This is a genomic window from Paraburkholderia sp. JPY419, from assembly GCF_050435705.1.
GTDB classification, from domain to species: Bacteria; Pseudomonadota; Gammaproteobacteria; order Burkholderiales; family Burkholderiaceae; genus Paraburkholderia; species Paraburkholderia youngii.
Genome location: NZ_JBNDKV010000004.1, coordinates 1 through 17,725, shown reverse-complemented (window position 1 = coordinate 17,725; position 17,725 = coordinate 1). Strand labels below are relative to the sequence as shown.

At 60.5% G+C, this 17,725-nt stretch carries 13 protein-coding genes and 1 pseudogene; 6 read left to right on the top strand and 8 right to left on the bottom strand.

Features of this window, described 5'->3' with window-relative positions:
• Positions 1 to 2 precede the first annotated feature (2 nt).
• The 7 genes from QFZ91_RS28530 to tssB form a co-directional block, all read right to left on the bottom strand.
• A complete protein-coding gene (locus QFZ91_RS28530) occupies positions 3 to 251 on the bottom strand; it encodes a PAAR domain-containing protein (protein WP_429569180.1) in 249 nt (82 codons plus the stop codon).
• 48 nt (positions 252 to 299) lie between these two features.
• Positions 300 to 749, bottom strand: a complete 450-nt coding sequence (locus tag QFZ91_RS28525) for a hypothetical protein (RefSeq protein WP_429569179.1) — start codon at positions 747 to 749, stop codon at positions 300 to 302.
• A 39-nt stretch (positions 750 to 788) separates the two neighbouring features.
• Positions 789 to 2,477 (bottom strand): TIGR02594 family protein, encoded by a 1,689-nt coding sequence (locus tag QFZ91_RS28520; protein WP_429569178.1) that lies wholly within the window; start codon positions 2,475 to 2,477, stop codon positions 789 to 791.
• A gap of 14 nt (positions 2,478 to 2,491) precedes the next feature.
• Entirely contained in the window at positions 2,492 to 3,616 is a 1,125-nt protein-coding gene (locus tag QFZ91_RS28515) for a hypothetical protein (RefSeq protein ID WP_429569177.1), read from the bottom strand.
• 32 nt (positions 3,617 to 3,648) lie between these two features.
• The gene (locus QFZ91_RS28510) at positions 3,649 to 6,309 is read right to left on the bottom strand and encodes a type VI secretion system Vgr family protein (RefSeq protein ID WP_429569176.1); all 2,661 of its coding nucleotides are present in this window, start codon (positions 6,307 to 6,309) and stop codon (positions 3,649 to 3,651) included.
• A gap of 102 nt (positions 6,310 to 6,411) precedes the next feature.
• Entirely contained in the window at positions 6,412 to 7,968 is a 1,557-nt protein-coding gene (gene tssC, locus QFZ91_RS28505; protein ID WP_429569175.1) for a type VI secretion system contractile sheath large subunit, read from the bottom strand.
• Positions 7,969 to 8,041: 73 nt separating this feature from the next.
• Positions 8,042 to 8,554: a type VI secretion system contractile sheath small subunit gene (tssB, locus tag QFZ91_RS28500; RefSeq protein WP_429569174.1), complete on the bottom strand. Its 513-nt coding sequence runs from the start codon at positions 8,552 to 8,554 to the stop codon at positions 8,042 to 8,044.
• 499 nt (positions 8,555 to 9,053) lie between these two features.
• On the opposite strand from tssB, the gene tssK reads away from it, so the two are divergent.
• From tssK to tssE, 6 genes and pseudogenes are all read left to right on the top strand, one after another.
• Entirely contained in the window at positions 9,054 to 10,403 is a 1,350-nt protein-coding gene (gene tssK / locus QFZ91_RS28495; protein ID WP_429570893.1) for a type VI secretion system baseplate subunit TssK, read from the top strand.
• Positions 10,403 to 11,132, top strand: a pseudogene (locus QFZ91_RS28490) (DotU family type IV/VI secretion system protein). Before tssK ends, QFZ91_RS28490 begins: the two are co-directional and overlap by 1 nt.
• Positions 11,129 to 12,883, top strand: a complete 1,755-nt coding sequence (locus QFZ91_RS28485; RefSeq protein ID WP_429569173.1) for an OmpA family protein — start codon at positions 11,129 to 11,131, stop codon at positions 12,881 to 12,883. Before QFZ91_RS28490 ends, QFZ91_RS28485 begins: the two are co-directional and overlap by 4 nt.
• A gap of 102 nt (positions 12,884 to 12,985) precedes the next feature.
• Positions 12,986 to 13,471, top strand: coding sequence for an Hcp family type VI secretion system effector (locus tag QFZ91_RS28480; protein ID WP_429569172.1), 486 nt, complete (start codon positions 12,986 to 12,988; stop codon positions 13,469 to 13,471).
• Positions 13,472 to 13,596: 125 nt separating this feature from the next.
• A complete protein-coding gene (gene tssH, locus QFZ91_RS28475; protein WP_429569171.1) occupies positions 13,597 to 16,308 on the top strand; it encodes a type VI secretion system ATPase TssH in 2,712 nt (903 codons plus the stop codon).
• Between the two features lie 14 nt (positions 16,309 to 16,322).
• Entirely contained in the window at positions 16,323 to 16,748 is a 426-nt protein-coding gene (gene tssE / locus QFZ91_RS28470) for a type VI secretion system baseplate subunit TssE (protein ID WP_429569170.1), read from the top strand.
• 349 nt (positions 16,749 to 17,097) lie between these two features.
• On the opposite strand, the gene QFZ91_RS28465 is transcribed toward tssE, so the two are convergent.
• Positions 17,098 to 17,394, bottom strand: a complete 297-nt coding sequence (locus QFZ91_RS28465; RefSeq protein ID WP_429569169.1) for a hypothetical protein — start codon at positions 17,392 to 17,394, stop codon at positions 17,098 to 17,100.
• Between the last annotated feature and the right edge of the window lie 331 nt (positions 17,395 to 17,725).

Here is a 17,725-nt window from a genome sequence, read left to right as displayed (position 1 = left end):
CTTCACAATAGACTCGAAATCAGATGGCATCCACACATGGCTCGATAGCCATGTCGAGCGATCGGCACGCCGCCATCCAACATGGCTTCGTTCCCGTCGACGATGAGATTAGGACGAGTATCATGCCGCGGGCACGTCACCTCATCGCCTTTACGTGCAACATATCTGCCATCGAAACACATCGTGTCGGAGGCCGATATGACCGTCCCTCCATGGTCGGTAGCGTCGCCCAAACGAATCAAATCGATCATTTTCTCTAAACCACTCCGGACCAGACTGTCCAAGGACCACCCGCGCCTTCAGAAAAACAGGAGCCCCAATTTCCCGTTCAAGAAACATCCGTCTCCAACACCAGAGCTCCGCTCGATCAGGATCTCCGCATATTTAGGCTTGCTTGACTCCACGTCCATGGTGATCGTGATACTTCCGTTTGGAACTGTGCCTTTGAAGATATTCGTCTTCACGACATCGCCGTTACGCAAAAATGCCGAATCGTCCTCGCGGTCATCGAACTTTGTAGTGAACTCCGCCTTTCCTTCAAACGTTGCAGGGCAAATGGACGAACTGGTCACGATTCGGTATGCGATCACACGCTTACCTGAAACCGTACTTCCCGCATCTCGAAGTGAAATAGTCGCTGGATATGGCGACTCATATGCGCTCAGCGTTGTAGTCGTGAATGCGTTCGCCGTCGCAGGAAGAGTCGTGAATGACGCGATAAGTGTTGCGGAAACGAATTTATTCTTCATAACGTCGAGCAATGTCCTTGTAGTGATCGACCAATAGACTCAGCGCGTCGAAGCAGCCGTCATTGCAGCCGAATCGACTTGAACTTTATCCAGCTCGTAATCTTCGTCTAATTCCACATAGCCAACAGGGAAGCGATAATGCACGACCCATGACGCCGGCAATTTACTGTGGCTCACCTCATGCGCATGTCCTTGATTCCCGCCTAACGTCGCGATCAGCCGTCCATTGATCACGTTTGAAGGTCTGCCATTGACAAACGTGACGTGATAACCGCCCTCGGGAAAGTGCACCAGCGCAACGGCGCCATATGCCGGTTTGTTTCCACGGGTTGGCCGCCCCCATTTCGCGAATGAGTTGGCCATCGCACTATGGCTTCCGTTGTATCCAGATTGGGTCAAGCACCAATTAATAAAGGCAGCGCAATATGCAATCGTGTCGGTCTTCTGTCGACCAGCCGACGTCGCCGTGAAGTACTCGAGGATGTGCTGATCTGGATGCTTCGCGCCACGTCGGCGAACACCTGCTTTGAACTCTCGTTCGGCAATTTCCATCCATGGCGCGTGGCGGCCCAGCATCAAATCGGTTTGCGGATGATCTGCTTCGCTCCGGTATTGAATGACATGAAGCGCATTGCCTTGCCTCGTATCATGCGCTTTATGTACCGCAACCTCGGAGGTAGGCGTTGTCCCCTTTCTCGCTGTACTCAGGGGAACTTTGATGATTTGACCCGGATAGACATAGTACGGCGATACAATTCCGTTCAGCTCTGCAAGAGTAACGTAGCTTGTCGAGTGAGCTTTCGCGATACGGCTGAGCGAATCGCCCTTCTTGATCGAATATGTTTCGTATTGACTCTTGCTCAGAACGACCGCCGGCTCGCTGGATGCCGGGGAATCTGGTGGACCTGGCGACGCACTGGATTGCTTGTGAGGCTCGGTGGACAGAGCGACTGTAATCGTCGGCGCGATCAACGTCATGGCGGTCGGTGCAGGCGTCGGCGTCACGGTTCCATCAACGGTCGCCCACTGATGGTCATGCTCAGACCATACCCATACAGACACAGGCCCACCGGATTGCGCCGCCTGAATCTGCGCGTGACCGGCCGAGTCTGTCGAAAGCTCAGCCGTCTTCGCGCCTTGCGTCAGCTTGAGTTTGGCATTTGCGATCGGTTGCCGCCCGGCATCGAGCACTCGCACGTTGACTACGGGCAAGCATCCTGCACAGCCTTCCTCTCTCGCGGCGGTAATCGCGCGTTGCATTGACCGCCCTTTATAGACCTCTTCCAACTCTGACGCATAATTCGGATCAGTCGCGTAACCCGCCTTCTGCAATACTTTGGCTTCACTGACGAGGTCACCTTTGACGTCCGCGTCAAAAAGACCAGCGCGAGCAAATCGAGGGTTAGCCGCGAGAAATCTCTGCCGATCGCGCAAACTGTCAAGCACGCTCTCATAAACTCGAAACAAGTCGTCGACCCATACCTTCTCTCCGCCGGTGCTCACCTCCCAGACGTGGAACATTCTCGACTCGCCGCGCCAACCCGCGTCTGCCTTGACGTTGAAGATATTGTTCGTCCCGGGAAGCACATGCTTTCCCCAGCCGGTTTCCTGCACCGCCTGTGCGAGAATCAGTTCCCACGAACACCCCGTTTCCGCCGCAACCTGTCGTGCAGGACAATAGAGTTTCTTCACGAACGCAAGCTTGTCCTCGTACGTGTATTCGCTCATGATTCTCCTCGCCGTCACTGTGCTTCGTGCCGCAGCACAATGCCGCGATCCCCGGTATCTACCACTGCCACCCACGTGTCTCCATCGAAGCGCGCAGCACTTATTTTCCCGGTGATACGGCGAGTCAAAACGGCTCGTTGAGTTGCCAGATCGATTTCCGCAAGAGTACTCACACGCGGCTTGTCGCACGTGGTTCCGATCACGTCAATCCTCAAACCACGCACGCCAATCGATGTGAGGTCACAGACAATCTTCTGTGTCGCAAACTGCTGGACCAGCTTGCCCACAGGTGAAACGACCGCCACGAACAGTCGGGTCGGCGTCGTCGCCACATAATATGCGCTCCCGTCTGGCCCGAACACCGAGGTTCGGGCACGTTCGTCTGGCGCCGAAACATACGTCGAAAACAGGTACCTCTGTCGGTCGACGTCGATCTTTGCGACCGCAAATGTATCTTGCCCCCCCGACATCCCACCTTTGGCTGGAAGGAACTGACCTGCAACTCTCAACTGGTTGACCTCTATTGCCGCATTTGCATCGGTCCAAAATGCGCCGCTGGTCATTACGGTCAGGGCCGTACGTTCGAGTTGCCCATTGAATCGCGCAATGTAGGTGGCCAGTTTGCCCTTGCGATCGAGTTCATCGCTGGTACCGCCCGCAATCGTAATCGCATCACCGTTGACGTCCAGTAGATACGCCCACTCGTCGAATCCGACACTTAATGGCTGCTGCATCAATAGCTTGCCATCCCGCCCTAGCTTGCTAAGCATCACTTTGGTCTGGTTAATACTCGCTTCTGTATGCGTCTGCTCCTGCGTAAGCACGAAATAAGCATCGTTTGTCCGCACGCAATACAGCGCGTAGTTGCTGACGTACGGTTGTTTGAACGGGAGACGTGTCTTCCATACCGTTTTTCGAGCGCCAACATCGACCAGAGCAACCCACGCAGTGTTTGTAAGCGCGGTGTCATCGACAGACCGTCCGCTTACGCAGTACTGTCCGTCAGCGACTCTGTTGACCGATGACGCGATAAACCCCGCAGGCGAGCCGAGCGGAACTTCCTGCGCATCTGCAAAGCCTCCCAATACTGCAATCGTAGCTGCCAACATCAGTGACAGACTTGCGACTCGACACTTCATCTCTATTGTTCCTCTTGTCAACGCGCGCGCCGTTAAATATCCGACGACGTATTGCTCGGTCGTTGGTCCCGACTGCTGCTGGTCTTACCGGCGATCAACTCGTCATGATCTTCGTAGTCGAAAATAGCGCGATGCTGATCGCCCAGGCTTTCCTGGGGGAAGTGGAATGGATCGTCGTACTTCACCAGGGTCCAGCGACCCTCGCGAAGATCGATAACAGTCTTTACTTTCTGCGATGTATCAGTAAACGCTCGCAATGTCTTCCCGGCATGGTCTAGTACACCCGCGCCAAGCAGCACGTTTGTTTCGTCGAAGATCTGATATCTGATCGGCGCATTGATTTCAGAAAAGTGGTACAACGCCGCGTCAACAGAAATCTGCTGGCTGAATAGACGTTCCTGTTGACTGTTAAAGAATGCTTGCCGCTGCGATTGGACACTTGTGGATCCTTGCTTGCTCCACGATGCACACTTCTCGAGAATGTCACCGGGTGTACCGTTCTCGATCCGGTTGGCATTGATGCTGATGTACGAACCGCCCGCGCCAATCCAGATCTCCTTGGCCGCGGACAGTACAACCCGGCCTTCGGAACTGGTGATCGTCATATCCTTCAGCGCCGCCAGCGCCATCTCGTCGGCCTGTGCCTGGATCGCCACCTTCCCTTTCGCCGCGAAAAGCTTGATCCCGAGCTTGCCGGCAAACATCGAAACCGCCTCACCCGCCGCCACCGTGAATCGCCTGAGAACACCGATATCTGCATTGCCACGCGCCGTCGCGATCAGATTTCCGCTTGCTGTCAGTTGCAGGTGATCGCCAGAGACCATTCCCATTCCGTCCGGCGCACTGACTAGAACGCCCGCCTTCTTTAGCTCGTTCAGCGTCCCGTCAAAGAGAGTTTTTTGCTTTTCATAGTCGGCCGCGATCGCTTGGGAAGCTTGCGCTGCCTCTGCCAGCGTCTGCATCTGCCGCAAGGCCTGCTCAAGCAGACTCTGAGCTGGGCGCATATCGAGTTGACCGCCTGCGGCGCCGCTTCGTGCATCGGCGGAAATGTAGACCCCCTTAGCGCCCCGCACCGCTACATGCTCGTCCGTGCGCAGCTCCGCACCTTTTCCCCGCTCCCTCCTCTCCCCATCAACCATATGCCCCAGATTGAGCTCACTAGTCTGAAACGGCGTAGCCAGATGGATATGCTCAACCCCTTCCTTATCCTCCATCCGCAACTCATTCTGCGCCGCGGTCCGAACGATATTGCGAGTGTTGTTGAGGTTATTGACGAGATCCGGATGCAAACTGTCGTGCATCGCCCCGATGATCACCGGCCGATCCGGATCCCCAGCGGTAAACACGATCGCCACTTCCGCCCCATCGATCAACGGAAAGTGATGCCCGTAACCATCTCCGCTATACGGCTTCGCGAACCGCACCGGTCGGCTCGTTCCACCCGGACTCCACAGGTCGAGATCGAACGGCAGCACGATCACATACCAACCTTGCTCGGTCAGATACGCATACTTATAGTTGCCAGGCGACGTAACCCGCGCCGGCAAGATCCCATCGATGGCAGGCCGAGAAATCGACGCCATCGAAGTCCGCCACACTCGATCGGACGGGACCCCCTCGAATGTCAACTGATACGCTTGATCCCGAGCGCCCCGTGACTTCACTGACGTCACGAAGATTCCGTGCCTCGCATCGGCTGGATCCGGATGGATCGACATGACCTCACCCGCCTCGAGCCAGAACGGATTCCCCGTGCCGGTAAAAGCAACCTGAGCGGCCAGATGCGCCTCATGCCGCAACCGGGCAATTCGCTGCCCCTCTTCAGGTGTTTCGTAGTGCTCGCCCCAGTAGTAGTCGACCGCGTTCGTCGTGCTGTCGCCGCGTACCGTGTTCTCCTCGACAAGCAACGACACATCCGCCTGGCGATGGTTATAGTCATGCAGCCGCACCGATTCGGTCACCCGCCGCGTTCGCCGTTCGAGCGAGGTGATCGCATCCGTGCCGACACTCTCGAGCCCCGAATCGCGCCGCAACGACACCGTTCGCTGCTTGCGTGCGTACGCATCGAGATCGTCGCCGAATACGATCATCGCGCGGTCTTTCTTCTGCTCCCACCGGAACCACATCCCTTCCCGCGCGCAGAGCCGCTGAATGAATCTGAAGGTCGTCTCGTGATACTGCGTGACGTACTCATGCCGCTTGTACTGCCCACGCAACTGAAACACGAAGTCAACCCCGCTGCGATACCCGTAGTGGCGTAACGTATCGGTAATGATTTCCTCGACCGACTGTTTCTGAAACAGCCGGCTCGTCACACCGCGATCGAGGTCGGCGAGTTTCGGTTCAAGCACGACCCGATAGCGCGTCTCATCAACCGACGTGTCGAACTCGTCGAACTGCGTCACGATGCCGTGAATCGTGTGCGCGGGTGGCCTCGCGCTGAACTGCCCGGCGTTTTCGCCAAACATCTTGCGCAGATACTCGATATCCGGGTCCCCCGGTTCAATGGCGAACCGCGCCGGACGTCCCAGCACCTGATCCATCGGAATACCGGCTACCGGGCTTGTGAATTCGATCTCGTACTTGTACAAGTGGCTGACCTGATCGACACCAGTGAATCTCAAGACGGAGAATGGCGCCGGGTGCGGAGCCAGCTTCAATTCATAAGCCTGCAACGGCGATACCATCGACATGAAATTCCTCTTGAATGCGCAAGTGTCACGAGGTCGCCGGAGGCAACCGCCTAACGACCGCTCCGGCAACTCACCCGAAATCCCTTGCTAAAAAACTCCCGCTCAGTTCTTCGCCTTCGGCATCTGCGACACCAATGACAGGCCGATATCCATGCCCTCGACCTGGAAGTGCGGAATGATGAAGAGCTTGATGCGGAAGAAGCCCGGGTTGTCGTCTATGTCTTCGACCGTTACCTTCGCTTCACGCAGCGGGTGCGACGCCTGCAACTCATCGCCCGGGTCCTTCATCTCGGTCACGAGACCCTTGATCCAGTTGTTCAGCTCGATTTCCAGCAGCCGTCGATCCTTGGTCGTCCCAATGTTTTCTCGCTGGATCAGCTTCAGGTAGTGCGCGATGCGCGACAGCAGGAAGATGTACGGCAACCGCGCGTTGATGCGGCTATTGGCAGTCGCTTCCCTGGTCTCATACTGCGCCGGCTTCTGTGTCGAATTCGCCGAGAAGAAACACGCGAAGTCGTGGTTCTTGTAGAACGACAACGGAATGAAGCCGAGATTCGCAAACTCGAACTCGCGCGTTTCCGGAATCAGCACCTCGGTCGGAATTTTCGGCTGCACGCCAGTGCCGAGGTCATACAGGTGGACCGGCAGGTCCTCGACTTTGCCGCCCGCCTGCGGACCACGAATCTGCACGCACCAGCCGTTGTTCACGAAACTGCGAGTCATGTTCGCCGCAAACGCGAACGACGCGTTGACCCACAGGTAGCGGTCGTGGTCCGGGCCCTTCACCGCTTCCTCGTAGTTGAACGCGCGCACTGGTGTTGTATCTTTGCCGTAGGGCAGACGACCGAGCACGCGCGGCATCGTCAAGCCGACGTAGCGTGCGTCGTCGGTCCCGCGGAAGCTCTTCCACTTGATGTACTCGGCACGATCGAAGTAGTTGCCGATGTCCTGGATCGCCGCAACTTCTTCTATCGACTTCTTGCCGAAGAATGCTGCGCCGACCGAGCCGATGAACGGCATGTGCGCCGCCGCCGCGACCTTCGAGATATTGCGCAACAACGCCACGTCCTGCGGCGAATTCGCAAACTCGAAGTCACTGATCAGCGCGCTGATCGGCTGGCCGCCTGGCGTGTTGTATTCCTCGATGTACGTGAGGCGATACAGACCGCTCTGGATCAGCTCAGGCGTGTCTTCGAAGTCGCGTTGCAGTGCATCTTTCGACACATCGAGCACCTCGATACGCGCGTTCTTGCGGAAATCCGTGCGCGACACCAGCATCTTCAAACCACGCCAGCGGCCTTCGAGCGCCTGGAACTCGGGCGTGTGCAGCACGGCATCGAGCTGACGGCTGATCTGGCGATCGAGCTGGCCGATATGAAAATCGAGCAGCGATTTGTCGAGGCGCTCGACCGGCTGGCTCGCTTGCGCAACCAGTTCGAGAAACGCGCCGATCCCGCGCGCGATGCGCTCGTCGACCGACACCTCGGACAGCATGTCGTTGTCGCGGAACGCCTCGAGCGGGCGCGCCTCGGAAACGGGTTTCAGGTTGATCTTCTTGCACAGCGACGCGTAGACGCTGTCGCCGGCGAAGGACGCGTCCTGAGCGGCATCAAGCACAACGGTCTGGGTCGCGCCCTGACGCGATTCATTCTGTTCCATTTGTATTCCTGTCTGCATTTTTTCAGCGATGTAGTTGCGCAATGCTGTGAAGGCCGTCTTCGCCCCTCCCCGCTCAGGCATGGCCTTCCGGCTGCGTCGCGGCCGTCGCGATCTGCGCGAGCTCGCCGCGCAGCCTGTCCGACAGACGCTGGTCCTTCAGGACCTTTTCGAACTCGCGGCGGAACATGCCGTTGTCGAGCAGATTCGACTTCAGGTCGCGCAGCAGATTGCGCATCGCCAGCAGCGCCTGCAATTCGGGAATCTGACGCGCCACCTGCTCCGGCTCGAAGTCCTTCATCGAGCGGAACGCGAGCTGGACCGGCAGTTCGGAACCGTCGCCGGCGAGCGTGTTCTCGGCGGCGATCTTCAGGTCCGGCGCGTAATCGGCCAACACGGCGTCGAAGTTGGTCTTGTCGATGTTGACCTTCTTGCGATCGGCCAACGGCGCCTGCTCGCGTCCCGCGCTGAAATCACCGGCGACCAGCAGCTTCAGAGGCAGCTCGACCTTCTTCTGGGCGCCGCCCGTGTGCAGGTCCAACGTGATTGAGACGCGACTCTTCGGTATTTCGCGCTGAAAGCTGTCCATACGTATTCCCCATGTAGTCCGATTTACCCTTCTTCAAGGCTTCGACGTGCGCGGCTTTTAACTGCACCGCTATTAAATCAGGTTTATTGTCGCGGCGTCAAAGCCTATTGATAACTCAAAAACCGACAAAATGTGAAAAATAGTGAAGCAATGCAAATTCGGAATTATCTGACTACGGTTCCGCTGTCAGCCCATATACTTCCTTGTCCACTTTCCGCGAAGAACCGTTGACCTGAGCGCGGCTCAGCGGATTCAGCGCGACCGAACATTTGCCCGAACTTGTTAATTTATCTCGTATAGTTTTTAACACCATCTCAATTAAATATCGCTTCGCCAGGATAAATGTATCCCACATCTCAATATAAAAATGCTTGAACTTTTGTGATATTTTTAATTTCCATCGAAATAAATGTATACGACTTCCAAACACGACGTATAGAATCCGCAATCCCGGAGCGATCCGGATTAAATGACCAACACGCGAGAGACCAAAACACCTATGCGGATCGACAAACCGCTCTGGCACGAGGGCCTCATCCTCACGCAGCAGCACTTCCAGCAGCAGGAACGGTGGGCCGGTTTCGCGCTACAGCAGTTCGCTACCTGCGCGCTCGCCGAGCCGTGGGGCACACTCGGCGTCGAGGTCGACGAAGAAGCATTGGCGACGGGCCGTCTGAAGATCACGAGGCTCAAGTTGCGCTTCGCGGACGGCACGCCAATCGACACCACGCTTAGCGACGCTCTGCCCGCCGCGCGCGATCTGACAAAGGGCATGCCCGCCGACCTGCAAAGTGTCCTCGTGCTCGCGGCGCTCGCGTTGCCGGATGCGAACGGCAATAACTGCCGGTTCGACGAAACGTCGCTTGCGCGTCCACGCCGCACCTATCGCGAGTTCGTCAAGGTCGTCGATCTGAACGGCGGCAGCGAAACCGAGATCGCGTCCGAGCGCCACGCAGTGCGCTTGCTGTTCGACTTCGAATCGCATGCCGACGATACCGTCTGCGCGATCGCGCGGCTCGCGCGCACCACCAGCGGCCAGTTCCAGGTCGATCACCGTTTCGTGCCGCCGTGCCTGACGCTCGGTAGCCACCCGCTGCACCTCGAGCGCATCAATCGTCTGGCCGATATCCTGCAGGCGAAGAGCGCCGCGCTCGGAGCGCGTCGCAACGAACGGCTCGAGCAGGTCGCCGAATATGGTGTCGCCGACGTGCAGCTGTTCTGGCTGTTGCACTGCATTCACGCGGCGTGGCCACAGTTGCGGCTCTACGCGACGCATCCGCGCCGCTCGCCCGAGCAGTTGTACACGACGCTCGCGCAACTCGTCGGCGCATTGATCACGTTCTCGACGCGCACGCAGCTCACCGACATTCCCGCCTACGACCACGCGCGTGCCGACGAGGTGTTCACGAAGCTCGAGGCCACGATCCGCGAATTGCTCGACGCGATCATTCCGTCGCGCGTTGTGTCGATCGACCTCACGCGCAAGAGTGCGACCACGTGGGCGGGACAGTTCCTCGAAGAGCGCATCGTCGAAGGCGCGGTCGACTGGTATCTGTCGGTCCGCGCGCCGATGCCGGCGTTCGAGCTCGCCGAGCAGTTCCGGCGCCTGTGCAAGATCGGCGCGCCCGACGACGTCGAGCACATCATCAATTCGGCGCTGCCCGGCATCCCACTCAAGGCGGTAGCGCGCGTGCCGTCCGCGATTCCGGTGCGCCTCGACAATCAATACTTCGCGCTCGATGCAGCGAACGCGGCGCACGCGAAGATGCTCGCCGCGCGCGCTTGCCAGATCTATCTGCCGGCGTCGGTGCCCGACGCATCGCTCGAACTTTACGCGGTACTGCGCTGATGAACGCCCTGCCCCGAAACGCCACCGAAGCGGCGTTGCTCGAGAGCATGGCCGGCGCGCCCCGGGGCACGCGAAGGCATTCGCGATCTGCTGCGAGACACCGCGCTGCTCGTGACGACGCTCACACCCGGCGGCCATGTGGACCACGCAACCGACTTCCGCAATCGTTGCGGATCGCTGATCGCGAACTTCTCGACTGCCCTGGAGCGGCGCGGCTATGCGGACGAAGTACGCCGCGAAGCGTTGCTCGCGCAATGCGGGCTGCTCGATGAAGTCGCGCTGCGCTATCTGCCGGCAGAGAGCCGAGCGGCGTGGGAACTCAAACCGCTGCAAGTCGAGCTGTTCAACCTGCACGACGCGGGCGAGCGGGTGTTCGAACGGCTCGAGGCTCGCATGCGTGAAGCGTCGCCGCACGTCGACCTGCTCGAATGCTATGCGGCGATTCTGAGCCTCGGCTTCATCGGCCGGTTTGCGCGCGACGGCGAAGCGGAGCGCACGGCGTTGACGACCTCGCTGCATGCGCAGTTGGAGAAACTTCGCCCGGCGCCCGCAAGTACCTTCATTGCCGATCGCCCCGGTCGCCGCTTGTCCGACTGGTTTTACCGGCTCTCGCCCTGGGCAATCGCGGCGCTCGCATGCGGTGCCGCCGCCATCGTCTGGCTGGTGTGGTCGACCGCGCTCGACGCACAGCTAGCGCAACTCGTGCAAACGAAGGTTGCGCGGCCGTGACGTCCGATCTGCGCATCCTGCCCGCGACGCCGGCACGTACGCCCAAGCGTGCGTACGAGGGGCTTGGTTATCCATTGCGCGCGATGCTCGCGTTCGCGGCCGTGCTGGCACTCGGGGTGATCTGGCTAGTGCTGCCGGGCGGACGTGGCGTTGCTCCGGCGCTGACGACGGTCGTCGCCTTGCTCGTGGGCGTACTCGTCGGATGGCGCACGCTGTGGCTGTCCCGCGCGCACGAATGCAGTGCGCAAGTGTTGGCCGCGCTCGGCGCCGCGAGCTCCGGGATTCCGCCGAAGCTGCGCACCTGTATGCCGCTCGTGCTCGTCACCGGCGACGGTCTGCCGGCTCTGTTCGATCGCAACGACGAGGAGCGCTTCGCGTACGTGGGCGACGGCGCTATCTGGTTGCGCGTCGATGATCCGCAGCAGTTGCCGAGTTTCGCGGTCGCGCTCAGGCAGTGGCGCGACGGACGCGCGCCCGATGGCGTCGTGCTGTCGGTGGCGCCCGCGCTGCATGTCGGGGCCGACATGCTCACCCAGAAGCTGCGCGTCGTGCGCCATTGCGTCGCCGATGCTGCCCGCACGCTAGGCACGAGCCTGCCCGGCTATGTCGCGGTCTATCAGCGGCTCACCACAGCCCCGCCCGGTCTGTTGGTGCCTGCGTGGTACGGGGTGTCGTCCGCGAAGCGAATCGTCGATGCCGAGCGTTTCGAACTCATGGTCCGCGCGGCCGAAGCCGAGACTCAGCGCCTGCCTGGCTACGCGGGCGTTAGCACGGCTGACACCACTGCCCCAGGTGCCGCGCGCGCGGCGGCGCTCGCGTCGCTCGTCGGCTGGACGCAGCGCGTCGTGATCGGCACGTTGACCGACCGGATGCAGCCCGCCGCGCCGTGGGAATTGTTCGGAGCCGGTTGGATCGATTGCGGTCCGGCAAGCGATTCGACCGATCCGTGGGAACGCGACGTGCAGAGGCAAACCTGTGTGACACGCGCCACCGTCGGCGCATCGCCGCTGCCGTGGCCCCTACCGCAACCGCTGATCGACGCAACCCCGCGGCGCTACTGGATGTCGCCGCGCCGCATCGCCGGCGCGCATGCGCTCACGCTGCTCGCCTGCGCGGCGGCCGTTGCATCGTGGTCCGCCGCGAAAAACAACGAAGCGCTGCTCGATCGCATCGGCGCCGATCTCGGCCGTTATTCGAGGATTCCGGCCGAGCACGACACCGCGAAACGCGACGCGCTGCACGCGCTCGTCGTCGATCGCGATCAACTCGACCGTTACGCGCGCATCGGTGTGCCGTTGCGACTGGCGTTCGGCATGTATCGCGGTGCACAGTTGCTGCCGGCGCTCGACACCGCGATCGCATCGTACGTGCCCCCGCCTCCGCCGCCGGCGGTCGTCACGCTAGACGGCATGTCGCTATTTGACAGCGGCCGCGCCGAGCTGAAGCCTGGCTCGACTCGGGCCATGGTCGGTGCGCTCGAAATGATCAAGGCGCATCCGGACAAGCGGATTCTGGTCGCCGGGCACACCGACAACGTCGGCAATCCGCAGAGCAATCTGAAGTTGTCCACGGCACGCGCGCAAGCCGTGCGCGACTGGCTGATCGACGTGTCGGGCACCGCGCCGACGCAGTTTGCGATTCAGGGCTATGGGGATACGCGGCCGATCGCGAGCAACGCGTCGGACGACGGACGCGCGAAGAACCGGCGTGTCGAAATCACGCTCGTGCCGGACGCTCGCACCACCCAATAAAGACTACAGTCTTTCGTCCCCGAAGCATCGCGCTTCGGGATTCAGAAGCTCGGGGGCTGCTCCGGGCGATTTTCGCAGTAGAAAAATCAAGGAGTAGAAGGTATGGCAATTCCGGCCTACATGTGGCTCAAGGACGACGGCGGCGCTGATATCAAGGGTTCGGTGACGGTGCAAGGCCGCGAAGGCAGCGTCGAACTCGTCGCGTTCGATCACGGCGTGCATATCCCGACCGACGGCAACACCGGCAAGCTTACCGGCACCCGCGTGCACAAACCCATCACGCTGACAAAGGAAACCGACTCGTCGACGCCGTACTTGTACAAGGCGGTCACGAGCGGTCAGACGCTGAAGTCGGTCGAGATCAGGTGGTACAGGATCGACGACGCCGGCAAGGAAAAGGAATACTTCAACACGAAGCTCGACAACGTGAAGATCGTCGCAGTCAAGCCCAGGATGTTCGACATCAAGAACCCCGACTACGAGAAGCACAACCACCTCGAAGACGTCGAGCTGCGCTACGAGACGATCACGTGGTCGTACAAGGACGGCAACATCATCCACAAGGATACCTGGAACGAGCGTTCCTGATTTGCGCGTGATTCGCGAAACCAGCGCGTCGACGCGCCGTTACCGGTTCGCGTGCCGGGCTGGTCCTTTTTCATCGGCGAGTGCACAGCGCGCTTGCCGCCTGCATCCTTGACCGGACTGCCGACATGACCTTGTGCGACGACCGAAGAAGCGCGTTTTGGGACACCACTCAACTGCTGCGCCGACTGAACCCACACTGCGCGCAGGCGCTCGAAGCGGCCGCGAGCCTTTGCCAGACGCGGCTGGCCGACGAGATCACGGTCGAGCACTGGCTGCTGAAGCTGATCGAAGCTGGCGACGGCGACATCCCCGCTGTCGTGCGGCATTACGCGATCAATATCGACGCGCTGTGGGACGCGCTGCTCAGTGCAATCGATCGCTTGCCGCGCAATCTGCGCGGCAAGCCCGCGCTGTCGCCGCAGCTAGCGGCACTGCTTGCGGATGCATGGCTTCACGCGTCGTCGGAGGGCGAAGACGCGCGAATCCGCTCCGGGAATCTGCTGCAGGCGATCGTCGATGCGCCCCATATACTGCGCGCACAGCATGCGTGGCCATTGCTTGCCATCAGCAGCGCGCAGATCGAGCGGCTGCTGCCGCGAATTGCGCATCGGTCGTGCGAAAGTGAAATCGAAAGCGAAGATGACGAACGGCAACCCGAACGGCCGCAACCTTCGGCGACCGCCTCGGCGCCGAACGTCGTCTCTCGCACAAAGGAGACCACGCCTGCCAGCGCCGACGCCCTCGCCCGCTTCGCGCTCGACCTGACCGACAAGGCGCGCCGCGGCGACATCGATCCGGTATTCGGGCGCGACCGCGAGATCCAGCAGATGGTCGACGTGCTCGCGCGCCGTCGCAAGAACAATCCGATCCTCGTCGGCGAGCCGGGTGTGGGCAAGACCGCGCTCGTCGAAGGGCTCGCGTTGCGAGTCGTCGAAGGAAGCGTGCCGAACGTGATCCGCGACGTGCGCATCCTCACGCTCGATCTCGGCTTGCTGCAAGCGGGCGCCGGCGTGAAAGGCGAATTCGAGCAACGCCTGAAGAACGTGATCGACGAGGCGCAGGTTTCGCCCGTGCCGATCCTGCTGTTCATCGACGAAGCTCACACGCTGATCGGCGCCGGCAACGCCGCGGGCGGCGCCGACGCCGCGAACCTGCTGAAGCCCGCGCTCGCGCGCGGCGAATTGCGCATGATCGCGGCGACCACGTGGTCCGAATACAAGCAATTCTTCGAGCGCGACGCCGCACTGGAACGCCGCTTCCAGATCATCAAAGTCGACGAACCCGACGACGACGCGGCCTGCCTGATGCTACGCGGCCTGAAAGCCCGCTACGCCCAGTTCCATCAAGTGCACATTCGCGACGAAGCACTGGTCGCCGCGGTCAAGCTGTCGCGTCGCTACATACCCGCACGGCGGTTGCCGGACAAGGCCGTCGATCTGATCGACACCGCCGCCGCACGCGTGCGGATGGGCCTCGACGCACCGCCGGCCGAGTGGCAACGCGCGCGTGCCGTGGTCGCCGCGCTGGCGCTCGAACACGCGACGCTCGCAGACGACGAGCGCGCCGGCATCGACGACGGCGAAGCACGCCGCGGCGCGCTGGACGCCGCGCTCGCGAACGCGAAGACCGAACTCGCGGCGCTGCAAACACGTTACGAACAGGAACTCGAACTCGTCCAGGCGCTGCACCGCCAACGCGACAGCGACGCTGTCACGCGCGATCCCACCGCGTTCGCGCAAGCACGTCGCGCACTGACGACCGCCCAAGGCAAGGCCCCGTTGATCTTCGCGGACGTCGACGCCCAGGCGATCGCACGCGTCGTCGCCGAGTGGACCGGCGTGCCGGTTGGCAGCCTCGTCGAAGACGAACTGCAAAGCCTGCTGACGCTGGAAACGCAGCTCGCGACACGCGTCGTCGCGCAGCACGATGCGCTCGCCGCCCTGTCCGAAAGCCTGCGCACCGCCAAGGCGGGGCTCAAGAATGAACATGCGCCGCTCGGCGTGTTTCTGCTTGCTGGACCATCGGGCGTCGGCAAGACCGAAACTGCGCTCGCGCTCGCCGACCTGCTGTTCGGCGGCGAAGCCGCGCTGATGACGATCAATATGTCCGAGTATCAGGAGTCGCACACGGTCTCGCAATTGAAGGGCTCGCCGCCCGGCTACGTCGGCTATGGACGCGGCGGCATTCTGACCGAGGCGGTGCGGCAGCGTCCGTATTGCGTCGTGCTGCTGGACGAAGTCGAAAAAGCGCACGGCGACGTGCTCGATATGTTTTATCAGGTGTTCGATCGCGGCATGATGCGCGACGGCGAGGGCCGCGAGATCGACTTTCGCAACTGCGTGGTCCTGATGACGTCCAATCTCGGCAGCGCGCAAATCGATGAGACGACCGCGGAAAATCCCGGCGTCTCGCACCACGAGCTGCTCGATGCGATTCATCCGCAACTCGTCGGCCGCTTTCAACCGGCGCTGCTCGCGCGCTTCCAGACGCTCGTGTATCGCCCTCTCGATGCGAGCGCGCTGGCCTCGATCGTGCGTCTGAAGCTCGCTAAAATCGCGCAGCGTCTACACCGCCAGCACGGCGTCGAACTGAACTGCGACGAAGCGCTGATCGATGCGATGGCCGAGCTGTGTCTCACGCGAGAATCGGGCGCGCGCAATATCGATGCGTTTCTGAATCAGCGCATTCTGCCGACGGTGTCGCGCGAACTGCTCGCGCGCATGGCATGCGGAATAGCGCCCTCCAGGATCTTGCTGACCAGTTCCCCCGAAGGCAATCTGACGATCGAAATTGTCGATCGCGACGAAGCCGTCGCTGAACATTCAGCGCACGGTTGACGGTGCGCCACCCGATGCCGGCGGGACCGTCCCTCTACGACATGCTGCTCGGCCAGATCGGCGGGGAGCCGCTCGGCGCCTATGACGACCGCACGCTCGAATGCCTGAGCGTGCAGCAGAACGTGCAGCGCATTCTGAACACGCGCGCGGGCGCGTTGAAGCACCTGCCCGACTACGGTCTGCCGGACATGACGAACATCTACAAGGCATTGCCGTCGTCGGCGCACGCGCTGAAGCAGCAGATGGAAGCGACGCTGTTGAAATACGAACCACGTATTCGCGCTATCGACATCGACATCCTCGAGGACGATGATCCGGGCGTGCAGGTCAGTTTCGAAATGACGTGTCATTTGAAGAGGGCCGGGCTCGTGCGCTTCGGCACATATTTCGAGCCGCCCGGGCGGCTGCATGTACGACGCCGGATGCAGGAGCGCGGGTAATCAATGCTACGCGCATCCGACTGAGACATTTGTTCACAATTGCTCGACCAACAACTCGCTATAGTGGGGAAGGTCGATCACGGGTCCGATCGACCTTCCCGGACAGACATTGAGTCTGTCCTTCGGCAGCCTCGATCGCGCTTCGCGTTCGAGGCTTTTTTCTTGTGTTTTCTGTTGTCGTGCCGATGTGACAGTGCGTTATCGAGCGCCCGCGATTTCAATCGGGCAAAAAATCCCGCACAGGGGAGCGGGATTAAAACAACAGGACGCTGAGGCGACGGGCTCGCCCTGTCTGGGACCCGCACGCACCGCGGGGATACGCGTGGTTATTTCTATGCTCGCCACGACCTCAGGCCGCCTTGCGCGCGAGGCCATCGCCCATCACGCTCACCACGTCGTCGACGACCCGAGTGGCGGCCGCGAATCCAGCCGCCAGTACTTCTCGCAAATCGGTCGCCGAACGACCGGCTAGCGGACCGACGCGGAAAGCAGTCGACCACTCGCCGCCGATCAGCCGCGTCTTCAACGTGACGTTCGCCACGTACGCGCGCCGCGCAGTGACACCGCCGACAGGTGAGCACGTATGTGTCGCATGCAACGCGTTGACCATGATGTCGAATCCACGATAACGATAGGTTTGCTCCATAATCTTCTCCGTCTTCAGCCATTTCTACACAATAGCATTTCGCCATGTATCGATGCTGCATCATTCTCGACTCGCAATTGTCAAAAATTGTCAGATCTTCGGCGATTTCCGGTTAGGGCTTTCTCTGTTTTCGGCATGCCAATTCCGGCGTCTCACATGGCCAATAGTGGGTGTCATCGGACGGCAAAGCGAACTACAAATTGATAATGCCAATTCAGATCAAATTGAATAGATCGTGACGAATCAAGCCGTGCGGAAGATCTCGAAATAAAAAAGCTATATCCCAAAATAAAGACCGGAACTCGCCCGGCGCTTCAGTGGTCCGAACACT

Excerpts from the sequence above, each read along its gene's own strand:
- QFZ91_RS28530 (WP_429569180.1), bottom strand. The coding sequence starts at position 251 with ATGATCGATTTGATTCGTTTGGGCGACGCTACCGACCATGGAGGGACG.
- QFZ91_RS28525 (WP_429569179.1), bottom strand. The coding sequence starts at position 749 with ATGAAGAATAAATTCGTTTCCGCAACACTTATCGCGTCATTCACGACT.
- QFZ91_RS28520 (WP_429569178.1), bottom strand. The coding sequence starts at position 2,477 with ATGAGCGAATACACGTACGAGGACAAGCTTGCGTTCGTGAAGAAACTC.
- QFZ91_RS28515 (WP_429569177.1), bottom strand. The coding sequence starts at position 3,616 with ATGAAGTGTCGAGTCGCAAGTCTGTCACTGATGTTGGCAGCTACGATT.
- QFZ91_RS28510 (WP_429569176.1), bottom strand. The coding sequence starts at position 6,309 with ATGTCGATGGTATCGCCGTTGCAGGCTTATGAATTGAAGCTGGCTCCG.
- tssC (WP_429569175.1), bottom strand. The coding sequence starts at position 7,968 with ATGGAACAGAATGAATCGCGTCAGGGCGCGACCCAGACCGTTGTGCTT.
- tssB (WP_429569174.1), bottom strand. The coding sequence starts at position 8,554 with ATGGACAGCTTTCAGCGCGAAATACCGAAGAGTCGCGTCTCAATCACG.
- tssK (WP_429570893.1), top strand. The coding sequence starts at position 9,054 with ATGCGGATCGACAAACCGCTCTGGCACGAGGGCCTCATCCTCACGCAG.
- QFZ91_RS28480 (WP_429569172.1), top strand. The coding sequence starts at position 12,986 with ATGGCAATTCCGGCCTACATGTGGCTCAAGGACGACGGCGGCGCTGAT.
- tssH (WP_429569171.1), top strand. The coding sequence starts at position 13,597 with ATGACCTTGTGCGACGACCGAAGAAGCGCGTTTTGGGACACCACTCAA.
- tssE (WP_429569170.1), top strand. The coding sequence starts at position 16,323 with ATGCCGGCGGGACCGTCCCTCTACGACATGCTGCTCGGCCAGATCGGC.
- QFZ91_RS28465 (WP_429569169.1), bottom strand. The coding sequence starts at position 17,394 with ATGGAGCAAACCTATCGTTATCGTGGATTCGACATCATGGTCAACGCG.